The 12,226-nt window shown below is 65.0% G+C and carries 11 protein-coding genes; 7 read left to right on the top strand and 4 right to left on the bottom strand.

Annotated elements, in window-relative coordinates:
• Window positions 1-97: 97 nt before the first annotated feature.
• The gene (locus ACQP1T_RS12670) at window positions 98-382 is read right to left on the bottom strand and encodes a hypothetical protein (protein ID WP_433760165.1); all 285 of its coding nucleotides are present in this window, start codon (window positions 380-382) and stop codon (window positions 98-100) included.
• 290 nt (window positions 383-672) lie between these two features.
• Complete coding sequence (locus ACQP1T_RS12675; RefSeq protein ID WP_062988178.1) at window positions 673-1,095, bottom strand: threonyl-tRNA synthetase editing domain-containing protein; 423 nt, start codon at window positions 1,093-1,095, stop codon at window positions 673-675.
• Window positions 1,096-1,374: 279 nt separating this feature from the next.
• On the opposite strand from ACQP1T_RS12675, the gene ACQP1T_RS12680 reads away from it, so the two are divergent.
• Complete coding sequence (locus ACQP1T_RS12680) at window positions 1,375-4,152, top strand: helix-turn-helix transcriptional regulator (RefSeq protein WP_433760166.1); 2,778 nt, start codon at window positions 1,375-1,377, stop codon at window positions 4,150-4,152.
• A 130-nt stretch (window positions 4,153-4,282) separates the two neighbouring features.
• Here the strand turns inward: ACQP1T_RS12680 and ACQP1T_RS12685 are convergent, their stop codons facing one another.
• Window positions 4,283-4,873: a class I SAM-dependent methyltransferase gene (locus ACQP1T_RS12685; protein ID WP_433760167.1), complete on the bottom strand. Its 591-nt coding sequence runs from the start codon at window positions 4,871-4,873 to the stop codon at window positions 4,283-4,285.
• Between the two features lie 343 nt (window positions 4,874-5,216).
• Here ACQP1T_RS12685 and egtD point away from each other — a divergent pair, with 343 nt between their 5' ends.
• Both egtD and ACQP1T_RS12695 read left to right on the top strand, forming a co-directional pair.
• On the top strand, window positions 5,217-6,194 hold the full coding sequence (gene egtD / locus ACQP1T_RS12690; protein WP_433760168.1) for an L-histidine N(alpha)-methyltransferase: 978 nt from the start codon (window positions 5,217-5,219) through the stop codon (window positions 6,192-6,194).
• Window positions 6,191-7,591 (top strand): MFS transporter, encoded by a 1,401-nt coding sequence (locus tag ACQP1T_RS12695; protein ID WP_433760169.1) that lies wholly within the window; start codon window positions 6,191-6,193, stop codon window positions 7,589-7,591. The genes egtD and ACQP1T_RS12695 overlap by 4 nt, the downstream gene beginning before the upstream one ends.
• Before the next feature lie 199 nt (window positions 7,592-7,790).
• Here ACQP1T_RS12695 and ACQP1T_RS12700 read toward each other — a convergent pair whose 3' ends face one another.
• Window positions 7,791-8,525: a response regulator transcription factor gene (locus ACQP1T_RS12700; protein WP_433760170.1), complete on the bottom strand. Its 735-nt coding sequence runs from the start codon at window positions 8,523-8,525 to the stop codon at window positions 7,791-7,793.
• A gap of 390 nt (window positions 8,526-8,915) precedes the next feature.
• Here ACQP1T_RS12700 and ACQP1T_RS12705 point away from each other — a divergent pair, with 390 nt between their 5' ends.
• From ACQP1T_RS12705 to ACQP1T_RS12720, 4 genes are all read left to right on the top strand, one after another.
• Window positions 8,916-9,368, top strand: a complete 453-nt coding sequence (locus ACQP1T_RS12705) for a cupin domain-containing protein (RefSeq protein ID WP_433760171.1) — start codon at window positions 8,916-8,918, stop codon at window positions 9,366-9,368.
• Window positions 9,365-10,540 (top strand): PLP-dependent aminotransferase family protein, encoded by a 1,176-nt coding sequence (locus ACQP1T_RS12710; protein WP_433760172.1) that lies wholly within the window; start codon window positions 9,365-9,367, stop codon window positions 10,538-10,540. The genes ACQP1T_RS12705 and ACQP1T_RS12710 overlap by 4 nt, the downstream gene beginning before the upstream one ends.
• Entirely contained in the window at window positions 10,537-10,905 is a 369-nt protein-coding gene (locus tag ACQP1T_RS12715) for a hypothetical protein (protein WP_433760173.1), read from the top strand. The genes ACQP1T_RS12710 and ACQP1T_RS12715 overlap by 4 nt, the downstream gene beginning before the upstream one ends.
• Window positions 10,906-11,237: 332 nt before the next feature.
• A complete protein-coding gene (locus ACQP1T_RS12720; protein WP_433760175.1) occupies window positions 11,238-11,930 on the top strand; it encodes a hypothetical protein in 693 nt (230 codons plus the stop codon).
• Window positions 11,931-12,226: the final 296 nt, after the last annotated feature.

The following is a 12,226-nucleotide window of genomic DNA, read 5'->3' on the forward strand; positions in this document are numbered from 1 at the left end:
AGCGATCCGTCATATACGGCGAACATACGAATGCGACCGTCGCTCCGGAGGGAGCGACGGTCGCATTCGTAATATGAAGAGCCGCAAGGGGAGTGGGTCAGCGGCTGCCCTCGGCGGGCACCCAGACCCAGCGTCCGCCATCGTTGCTTTCGTAGCCGCCGCGGCTGGAGTTGTTGCCGGAGGCGGCGTGATCCTGGTCGGCGACACGGCGGCTGCCCGCGTTGCCGTTGCTGTATCCGCCGCCTCGCGCGCCGCCGCCATTGCTGTTGCTGTGGTTACCGGGCGCCGCGATGGTCGACTGAATCGCCATCGCGGCCGGTGTGATCACCAGTGCACCGGCGACCGCACCGGCTATGACGACCTTCTTCGACTTGAGGTTCATGGTTACCGATATCTCCTTCGTCCCGCCGAGCCCGGACTTGGTCGGTAAGTGAGTGTGCCGGGGATGCAGGTTGTCTGAGATCTATTGTGCCGCTATTTGACGGCACAATCAATAGTGACCCGTTAGGAAAATCTACGGATTTTCCGGTAAGTTTCCCGCTTCTGCGGGCAGAACTGGAGATTTCGCGCACGGTGGTTCGGACGCACCCGTGTCAAGTGCGACAAGTGGGTTCGGCCACGGAGAGAGTACGCGCCATGCCGGGCTCCTTCTCAGGAGCGGGGACAGCCGCTTCAGGAGGGCAGATGGACGACGCGCTGTTCCCATTCGCCGTCGAGGACGTCGGCCTGCCAGCGCTTGTTCCAGCCGAACGGCATCAGATGGACGCGGGCACCGCGGGCCTCGAGGGATTCGGCCAGATTCGCCAGTACGTGCAAAGCCGTTGGGATATCGGATCGTTCACCGGGGGTTGCCAAATGGGAAAACCCGTTGATGACGATATGCGACGCTTCGGTCTTGGACGCGATGCGCCGCACGATCTTCGCGGCGGCCGTCGACGAAGTCGAATCGCCGCGCTCCACGCCGACCATGAGCAGCAGGCAATCGGAAAACGCATTGGGCACGCCGATCGCCGCCGATTCGAGATCGACGGCGGCCGGACTCGCGGTAGTGACGGTGTATTCGAAGGTGCGACAACGACTACTGAAGATCTTCATGCTCGGTGTTCAGCGTCGACCGCGCTCAGGGGTGACGCAGACCGTCCTTACGTGTGTGGCCAACGCTGTGTGTTCTCCTCTTGTTCGGCGGCCGATCAGATCTGCTGTACCCGGTAGGTTCGCCGGTCGCGAGCCACCGTAGACGGACCCTATGGGCACCACCAAGCGGGAAACATCCGTCATAACGGGTAGGAATATCCGTATCAGGTATCGAAACATTGCGCTGACCGGGCGATGCGCGTGCTGCACAGGTTCATGCGGGGGCATAGGATTCGCTGCGTGCAGGCCCCTCCCCTTACCTCCGTCTTCGTTGGTCGCGATGCCGAGGTCGAGCGTGTGGTCTCGTTAGGTCGACGCGCCGCCGCTGGGGAGGGGACGGTGGTGCTGGTGGAGGGCGAGCCGGGTATCGGCAAGACCGCGCTCCTCGATGTGGCCGTTGCTCGATATGCGGCTGAGGGTCTGAATGTGCGTCGGGGAGCGGCGAAGGAATTGCAGCGGCAGGTGCCGTTCGCGGCCGTGTGCTCCTGGCTGGACAGCGATCGGGGATCCGATCCGGTGCGTGCGCTGCTGCGCAGTGGGGATCGGGCGGGCGACGGTGCGGCGACACACGAGTTCGCGATTACCGAGGCGATCCTCGATCTCGTCGATAGCTGGTGTGCCGCGGGTCCGGTCGCGTTGATCATCGACGATGTGCACTGGGCGGATCGGCAGAGTCTGGCAGTGCTGCATCGGCTTTGCGATGTGGCCGGTGATTTGCCACTGCTGTTGGTGCTGGGGACGCGTCCGGTGCCACGGGATACCGGAATGATCGCATTGACGGCCGAACTGGTGGAACGCCGTGCGCCGATGATTCGACTCGGGGCACTACCGGAACCGGCTGCGGCGGAACTGGTTCGGCATATGGTCGGTGCGGCACCCGGTCCGGGACTGATGCGGCAGGTGATCGGTGCGGGCGGAAATCCGCTCTACATTACGGAATTGGTGGCCTCGTTGTTGCGCGACAAGGCGATCACGGTGGTCGCCGACACCGCCGATCCGACCGAACCGGCCGATTCTCCCTCGGCATCACTGGCGCAGGCGATCGCGCAGCGGCTGGAATTCCTGTCCCGGTCGGCGCGGCAAGTACTTCCGATGGCGGCCGCACTCGGGCCGACTGTCTACGTCGCGGAACTCGCCGCGGTGCTGGACAGTCCGATTCTGGAAATCTGGAATGTGGTTACCGAGGCGACCGACGGCGGACTGCTCACCCGCGCCGATTCCGAACTGGTCTTCCGGCATGACCTGATCCGTCAGGTGCTCGCCGATCAGCTGCCGGATTCGCTGCGCGCGGGATTGCTGCGCCGGGCCGGTCAGATCTTGCTGGCCACCGACGCGCCGATCGAGCGGATCGCCTATTACCTGTTGGCAGGGGAGAACGAGCTTGACCAGCCGACACTCGACTGGCTGGTCGCGCTGGCCGACAAGCTGATCGTGCGCGCGCCAGAGATCGCGGTGCAGCTGTTGCAGCGCGCGGCCGACACCGCGGACCTCGGCATGCGTCCGGTACTGCTGCAACTGCACATCCAGGCGCTGCTGTGGAACGGTCGTGCGGCCGAGGCCGAGGCCCTCGTGCGCACGGCGCTGTTGACCCGGCCGGAGGACGATATCGAACTGCGCTGGTTGCTGATCCAGGCCTGCCATGCGCGGGGCGACCTGCGCGAAGTGGTTGCGATCGCCGAGCAGACCCTGGCTACCTCGAATCTCGCGGCTGAGGACGCGGGTCGGTTCTACGGCATGATCGGCTTGAGCAATGTGTTCCTCGGCCGGTTGGAGGCCGCGGAGGCGGCGGGTGCGCGGGCGCTGGCGATCGGGGATGCCACCGAGAATCCGCTTGTGACCGGATACGGACTGTTGACCGTGGGATCTGTGCGCCACACCCAGGGCTATCTCGATGAGGCGCTGGAATTGAGCAACCGCATCCTGGCCGTTTTCGACAGCGGATTCGGCTCCGACCAGTTCGATCCCTACATTCTCAACGCCCACTGCTTGATCGAGCTCGATCGGCTCGCCGACGCGGAAGCGGCGCTGCACAAGGCAATCGGACACAGTCGCCGGATCCACGGTTTCTATCTGGGGGCGAATGTGGTCGCCAAGGCCCGGCTCTACACATTGAACGGACGCTGGGACGATGCGCTCGTCGAATGCACTTCGGGCCAGTCGGTGCCCGACGCCTTCGGCTACACCCCGATCCTGCAGATCCTGGCCGCGCTGATCGGCATCCACCGCGGCACCTTCCTGCCGGATCCGGACACCATTGCCGCACCCGACGACCAACTGGGCAGCAGTAGTAACGGCCAGTTTTATCCATGGCTCAAGGCCCTCATGCTGGAGACCCGCGGTGACCCACGCGGCGCACTGGATCTCCTCGTCGATGCGCATCAGCGGCTCGCGGGCGGCCTGACCACTGCCACGCTGTACTACATCTTCCCGGATATCGCCCGCCTCGCCGCCGATGTCGGTGACGAGAAGGCGGCGCGTTCGGTGGTGGCGGCATCGGCCGAAATGGCACGGCGCCAACCCACGGCTGCTCGAACCGGTACCGCGCTACTGTGTCGCGGCGTCGCCGAGCGCGACCCGTCGATCCTGCGCACTGCCGCCGCTGATTTCCGAAGGGCGGGACGACCGTTCTACGAGGCGCAGGCGTATGAGAACGCCGCCTTACTGTTCGCCGCGGACGGTCGTGGCTCCGATGCGCGTGGCGCGCTGGATGCCGCGGTCGCGCTCTACACCGGTCTCGGCGCCTCCTGGGACACCGCCCGCGCGGTGGCGCGCATGCGTCCGTACGGAATTCGCCGTGGCGTCCGCGGACCCCGCAACCGCCCCAAGTCTGGACGGGCCGCCTTGACCGATACCGAGCGTAAGGTGGCCGCGTTGGTAGCCGAAGGCTTTTCGAACTCCGACATCGCGGCGCAGATGTTCCTGTCGCGCCGGACGATTCAGTCGCATGTGTCCAATATTCTGGCGAAGCTCGGCATCGGATCGCGGCGTGATATCGCGGCGGCTCTGTCCGGCAGGTAGCGCCGACTCCGCTCCGGTGTACCGAAGCGCGCCCGCGCGTACCAGTAGGCCGGTGAAATGCGTGCGGTAGCACGATAGAACGGTGCGCCTCGTACGCCGGTCGTCGCAGTGCGACCAGTCTGGACGAGGCTCAGTTCCGTTTGATCGTGGCCAGCCACGCTGGTGCGCCCTGGTCGTGAAACCTCGTCTCGATCAGGTCCGGTTCGATGGTGGCGATATGCCAGCCGCTGTGGGCGTCGAAAACCGCCTCGAGCTCTTCGCGACTGACCGGGTGCGGTCCGGTTTCGGGACCCTCGTTGCTGAAGCACAACACATACAGCGTGCCGCCGGGCTCGGTCACCGACGCCAGACTCGCGGCATATCCCGGTCGCTCGTCCGCGTCGAACGTGTGGAACAGCCCGCAATCCAGCACCGTCTCGAATTTGCGCCTCAATCCCTGCAATCGCAGCGCGTCAGCCGCGACGAACTCCACATCGATCCCATGCTCGGCAGCCTTGGCCCGCGCACTGGCCAATGCCGTCTCGGCCACATCGACGCCAAGCACCGAAAATCCCTGCGCCGCAATGCACAGCGCATTCTCCCCACTCCCACACCCCGCATCGAGTACCGCCCCCGCGAACCTGCCAGCGGTCCCCAACCGCACTACCGCCTGCTGCGGCCGACCCACATCCCAGGGCGCAGGGCCATCCTGATACGACGCATCCCACGGCAGCCCCGTCATCCGCTCATGACTTGTCGGCCGCCGCCCTCCAAAGGAATCCTCTGACACCTCCATACCCCAAGATCCTCTCACTCATCCTGACGCATATGACCCGATTCGGTGGTGTCTGAACACGCGAGCGCGGTCGGCATCCGGGATGCATGGCCCATCGTCGTCGACCACCATGCGGGCTCACCCGATTGATTCGCAGCGTGTGGCCAGACTTAAGTCGATGTAAATATGCGAATCACGGGTTGGCGGGACACTGGTGGCTGCGTCAACAATTCCGTTGTCGGAGAAGTGGACCGCGAGGTTTGTACTCCAGACCTGACCCTGGCGATTCAGCATCGATCGGAGTAAGCCAGTGCGGCCTCACGTCAGCATCGATATCCAACTCACCGAGCACGATCTCGCGGCCGCACTGCGTGCCGATGTCCAGCGCGGGCTGACCGGAAGCCGGAAGTGGCTGCCGTCCAAATGGTTCTATGACGAACAGGGCAGCAAGCTGTTCGAAGCGATTACCGAGCTACCCGAGTATTACCCCACCCGCACCGAGCGGACGCTGTTACGTCGGAGTGCCGATGCGATCGCGTCGGCGGCGGCTGAGGCGGGCGAGCTGATCGAACTCGGCTCGGGTTCATCGGAGAAGACGCGTCTGCTCTTGACCGCTTTGCGTGCGCATGGGTCACTGAAAACATATCTGCCGCAGGATGTTTCGTCATCTGCGCTGCGCACCGCGGTGTCCTGGATCCACGAGGAATATCCCGAACTCGCGGTGCACGGGGTGGTCAGCGATTTCACCAGCATGCTGCACACCTTGCCGCGCGGTGACCGGCGGCTGATCGCCCTGCTCGGCGGCACACTGGGCAATCTGGTGCCGGAGGAGCGTGCGGATTTCTACCGTTGCGTCCACGCGGTGACCGAGCCGGGCGAACAGTTGTTGCTCGGCGTCGGACTGGTGATCGATCCTGCGGTCATGGTCCCCGCATATGACGATGCCGCAGGGGTGACGGCCGAGTTCAATCGCAACATCCTGCATGTGGTGAACCAGCGGCTCGGCGCCGATTTCGACCCGGGTCGGTTCGCACATATCGCGGTGTGGGATCCGGACAACGAGTGGATCGAGATGCGGCTGGAGGCCACGGCCGATATGTCGGTCACCGTCGCCGAGCTCGATCTCGCTGTCGACTTCGCGGCGGGTGAGCAGCTGCGCACCGAGATCTCGGCCAAGTTCCGGCTGACCGAATTTCATCGGGAGCTCGAGACCTCCGGCTTCCGGGTACAGCATTCGTGGACCGATTCGGACGATCGATTCGCGCTGGTTCTCGCCTGCCGAGGATGAGCGATCTCGTTGTCCCGAACCTTGCTGCGTCCGCACCGCCGCGCCTGCGTTCGGTCACCGGACGGTGGGTTGTCGCGGCTGCGGTGCTCGGATCGGCGGTCGTGGTGCTCGACGCGTCGGTCGTCAATATCGCTGTGCCGCGAATTGGTTCGAGTCTCGGCGACGATGTGGCCGATTTGCAATGGGTCGTCGGTGGCTACACGCTGGCCTTGGCGTCGCTGATTCTGGTCGGCGGGGCACTGGGGGATCGACTCGGGCGGCGCGCGGTATTCGTCTGGGGCAGTGTCGGTTTCGCGTTGGCGTCGTTGTTGTGCAGCTTCGCTACCTCGATGGAAATGCTCGTCGCCGCGCGGGTGGTGCAGGGTATCGCGGGTGCGTTGATCACTCCGGGCAGCCTGGCATTGATCTCGTCCTCGATCGATCGGCGCGACCATGGTGCCGCAATTGGCTTGTGGGCGGGGCTCATCGGCGTCATCGAGGCGGTTGGGCCGATTGTCGGCGGCTGGTTGACCGAGTTGGCCGGGTGGCGCTCGGTTTTTCTGATCAGCGTGCCATTCGCGGTGGCAGTCGCCGTCGTATCGGTGCGGTTTCTTCCGGAGTCGCGGGCTGAGGATGCGCGGCCGCTCGATCTGCCGGGTGCGGCGACCGCCGCTGCCGGGTTGGGTGCGGTGACCTATGGGTTCATCGGTGCTCGTGGGTGGATGTCGCTGCTCGGCGTGGTGCTGCTCGGGATATTCGCCTGGATCCAGTTGCGCGGTGATCATCCACTACTGCCACCCGCACTGTTCTCCTCGCGTGTGTTCACCGCGGCCAACCTGGTGACGGCTGCCGTCTATGCCGGTCTCGGCGGTGTCTACTTCCTGCTGCCACTGGAATTGCAGGTGGTCGCGGGTTACTCGCCGCTGGCGGCGGGCCTGGCGACGGTGCCGATCACCGGGATCATGCTGGTGTCGTCAGCATCGGCCGGTCGCTGGGCGCAGCGACGCGGCGCGCGGACCCCGATGATTCTCGGGCCTGCGCTCGCCGCTTGCGGTGCGGTTCTGCTGACCGGGATCGGCTCGCGCACAAGCTATCTCAGCGCGGTATTCCCCGGGACCATCGTACTGGGTGTCGGGTTAGCTGTATTCGTGGCTCCGCTGACGGGTGCGGTATTCGCCGCGGTGTCGGCAACGGATTCGGGTATCGCCTCCGCAGTGAACAATGCGGTCGCCCGCACAGCGCAATTGCTTGCCGTCGCCGCACTGCCTGGACTTGTCGGCGTTTCCGCCGCGCGGCTCAATGATGCCGTCGCGTTCGGCAGCGGCTTCCGCATTGCCCTGTTGATCTGCGGCGCACTGCTTCTCACCGGTGCGGTGCTCGCTGCCGCCCTGATGCCGCGACGGTCGGATCAGCTATGAAATGACTATCGGGTGATTCAGTGCAATGCCACGATGGCGGCGACTGCGATTACCGCTGTGACGACTAGCTGGGTGGTTGAGTGTGATGCCGCGATGGTCGCGATGTGGTGACCGGGCGCGATGGCAGGACGGCCGCGATCACCGATTCGATGGTCTGCCAGCTGATCGAGCCCGTTGCCGTGTCGTTCCCGATCACCGTTCAGGCGGTACGGCTCGTGAGAGCGCTCAATGCCATCGACTGCTCGACATCGACCGAATTCGCCACGGCGGCACCGGGATTCCATCGGTAGCCGTAGCTGTGGATGGTCGTGATCAACCCCGGGCGGTTCAGCTTCGTTCGCAGCGCATTGACGTGCACGTACAGCGAATGTGACACCGCGACGAACGCATCGCCCCAGATCCGGTCCAGCAGCTGTTGACGGCTGACCGCCGCACCGGGCTGCTCGAGCAGGGCTCGCAACACCGCGAACTCGACCCGGGTCAGCTGTACCTGTCGGCCAGCGACCTCGACCGAACCGGCCTCCAGATCCACCCGGACATCGCCCGCGACGACCGTCGTCGCGGGCACGATGTCGGCGGGCACGGGGAGGCGTCGCGTGATCGCGTACAGCCGAGCCGCCAATTCGGCCACTCGCGGCGGCTTCACCAGGTAATCGTCGGCGCCACTGCGCAACGCCCGCACCACCGAGCGCTCGTCGGTATCCGCGGTGAGCACGACCACCGGCACCGAGCTGACCTCGCGCAGCTTGCGCAGCGCCGCCAGCCCGGACATATCCGGCAGGTCGAGGTCCAGGATGACCGCGTGATAGCGATGATGCGTAACCAGCAGGTCCGCGCCCCGACGTTTGCGATCGGCATGGTGCCCACGCAGGCGCAGTTTGTGCACCAGTGCGTCGCCCGCATCGTCGTTGCCGTCGACCACGATCACCCGCATACTCGATCCCTCTGCGTTCGAATGCTCTGAGCCCGGCCGATTTCGAACAGGCCGGGCGGTCGCATTTCGCACACTAGGCCAGCCGGGGAGCCGGATCATCCGCCATTTCGGACGGGAATATCCGCATCTATGGGAGGCGGATCGCTCGGCGGTATGTCGTCCGGCCGACTCGATGCCGTTGCGGCCGGTCATCGAGCTCGATCCGTTGCGATGCCGGGACGACACAACATACGAACAATGCGGATATTTCGGTCAGGCACGGCGGATGTTTGCGATGGGTGGGTGCCATACCGTGCCAATTGCCGAGAACTCGGTCGGATACAGCGCGAACGAAGCTCGCTGAATGGCGGTAATTGTGCTGTCCGCTCCAAAGATGTTTGGGATTGCCGAATGGGAAAGATCGCCAAGTCCGTGCGAGTGGTTGCCGCAGCCGACGTCGCGGAGGTCGTCGGACCGCAGGAACAGCATCTACTGCCCTGCATAACTACGAATACTTGTGGGGCCGAGGGTATTTCGGCCGCCATGGTGAATATGGCACCGGGAAAGGTGGCGCGGGCGCATCTGCACGAGCACAGCGAAACCATCGTGTTCTGCGTGACGGGACGGGCGGTGACGCTGATCGGCCCCGAATTGGAGCCCTATGTGCACGGGCCAGGGGAATTTCTGTACATCCCGCAGGGCGTGGTGCACGTGGCGGTGAATCTCAGCGACACCGAGGGTTTGGTGGCGGTGGATGTACGCACCGATCCGCTGTTCAGCCACGATTTGGTGTTGACCCCGGAATTCGATGCCGCGGCAGTGGAAATCGCCGCGCGATTGCGGCAGCAGTTGGCTCGGGTATGAGCGCGGGTGTCACGTTCGGCCGGGAAGCGGCCATGCGCAGCGGGCCGATCGACGACGCGTTCGCGACATTGGCGAGCCGACCGGATGTGATCTCGTTCGCCGTCGGCGCGCCCGATCCGGCTTTGCTGCCGGGGAAGCTGGTGGCGTCGCTGGCTACGGCCGCGATCGCGAAGTACGGGAACACCGCATTGCAGTACGGACTCACGCAGGGGTTCCCGCCGCTGCTGGAGCAGGCGCGAATACTATTGTCCGGCCGTGGCATCGGATGTTCGCCGGAGCGGGTGCATATCGCCACGGGCGGATCGGGCGCACTGCACAACATCTGCATGGCGCAGCTGTATCCCGGCGGGGTGGTGCTGGTGGAGACGCCGACCTACGGTCCGGCGGTGAAGGTGTTCCGCAGCCACGGCGCGCTGGTGGTCGAGGTCGCCTCCGATGCCGACGGCATCCTGCCCGATGCATTGGATCATGCTTTGGCACAACATGATCCGGTGCTCGTCTACCTCTTGCCGACCTTCCAGAATCCGACCGGGCGGACCATGTCCGCGGCCCGGCGTGCGCAGGTCGCCGAGGTGATCACCCGGCATCGGGGGCTGGTTGTGGAGGACGATGTATACGCCGACCTGCGGTACCGCGGTGAGCCATTGCCGACGGTCTGGTCCTTCGCGCCGGACCGCACGGCCTACATCACTTCGCTGTCGAAAACCCTTGCGCCGGCACTGCGGATCGGCATCGCGGTGCTGCCGGACGACCTGCTCGAGCCCGTACTCGCCCTCAAACAGGGCATCGATATGCAGACCTCCGCGTTCAACCAGGCGATCGCCGCCGAATTCCTCGGCACGCCAGTGGGATCCGCGCATCTGAGTCTGCTCGTGGAATCCTATGCGGCCAAACTGAATACAGTGGTGACCGCATTGGCGAAGTACTTTCCATCCGGATTCAGCTGGACCGAACCCGATGGCGGAATGTTCGTATGGGTCGAGGGCCCAACGGATTTCGACGCCGACATGTTGGTTGCCACAGCGCTGAACAGGGGAGTGGCATTCCTGCCCGGATCCGCATTCTTCGCGGCCCCCGACGCACCCCGCAACGCGCTCCGGCTGAGCTTCGCCAGCGTGCCCGAACATCGCATCGACCCCGGCATCGAACTGCTCGCCGAATTATGCCGATGAGCATCATCGGCGTCTGGGAAGTAATAGCCGACGGCGCACCGTTCCGCTACCACGTCATGACTTTCCACGCGGACGGCACCATGGCGCAATCGAATCCGGACCACGGCAATCGTGCCACCAGCGACAGCAACGGCATGGGCACCTGGAAGGCCGAAGGCGCGACGGTATCGGGCGCGTTCCTCGAATTCACCGTCGACCGCGCGGACGCCGAGATGGTGCAGAAGGGAATCGTGCGCTTCGACCTCACCGTGCACGGCGACGAATTCACCGGTTCAGCCACCGCGACCTTCTACGACCTATCCGGCACCCCACGCCGCGGCCCACTCCCCGCCACACTCACCGGCCGCCGCTTCACCTGTCCCTGACCACGATCACCATGCGCCGGTGGCGGTAAACAGCGCTGTTTACCGCCACCAGCACGTGGGGATCTTGGACTGCCCTCGACTCGGATGTCCGCCTCGAAGTGGTTTGCGCCCATGATCAGTATTCGAGTTCGGTCCAGGGGATGGTGATGGCGAACGGGGAGTCGATGGCGATGCCGTCCGGGTTCTCGGGCTTTTCCGCCGATTGACAGGGGTTCCCGTTTCCGCCTTCCAAGACGCCCGCAGCGGGTGTATCCTAGTCGTGGCGGTCGGCCGGTCCCACGGGACGACCGCCATCATTGACCACCGATACGCCGAGGCGAAGGTTCGCGACGATGACGAACATGCAAGCGGGACAGCCGGATACAGCCTACGTCCGTACCCGATCGGACGGTCGCGACGCGCGCAGACCAAAGGCGGTCGGCCTGGTCCGCACCGGCGTGTCCGGCCTTGCCGCGCCGCGGCATGCGGCCGAGATCCGCCGCCACGCAGAACAACTGGGGTACCACTACCTCTACACCGTCCGGCCACCGGAGAATCCGGATACCGATCCGATCGGCTACGCCCTCACCATCGCCGCCGGTGTACAAGCCGCGGCCCTGATCATCCACGACCTGGCCAGCGTGGACAACACCCCCGCCCGCGTCTGCGAGACCTGCGACCTGGAGACGGTCTGCCCGCCGGTGACATGGGCGCGCGCCATGCCCGGCAGCATCACGCCGGATCACGCACACCCCGACCACGCGCTCTCGGTCGCCGAGTCACATCGAATCATGCAGCGGCACATAACATGCCGTGCCGTCACCTGCGCGATGAAGTCTGCGGCCCTGCGGTGTCTGGTGCGCGCGGGCGCGCTCGTCCCACCGGCCATGAGCCCGCGCGAACGCGCCGCGGCCCGCGGCCTGGCATTCGAACCGATCGGAAGCGAACCTCCGGTATGGCGGGGCCCCGATCTCGCAACCCTGCTGGACGTGCTCGACGCGCTAACCGACGCGAATTCCCACGCCGCCGGGGACACCCGGTCATAACCGCCGCGGACACCGTATGGACGGCATCCACCGAACCGAAGTCGACGGCCTGCAAGCAACATGGCAGCTGAACCAACGTCACGAAATCGCAATCATGTTCGTACACAACACATCCGACCCGACACCACTAGCCTCTTTCGACCCCGACGATTATCCCGACCTCGTGCGAGCCCGCGAACGCCTCCCGAAACTAGCCAAACTCTGGGATGCCGTCCGCCACGACTTCTGGACCGAAGCCATTCCGGCACACCGCCGTTCGCGCTCACCCAAAACGCGGGAGTGAGCCGGAATGCCGC

The sequence above is a fragment of the Nocardia sp. CA-135398 genome, assembly GCF_050955845.1.
In the GTDB taxonomy this organism is placed as follows: Bacteria; Actinomycetota; Actinomycetes; order Mycobacteriales; family Mycobacteriaceae; genus Nocardia.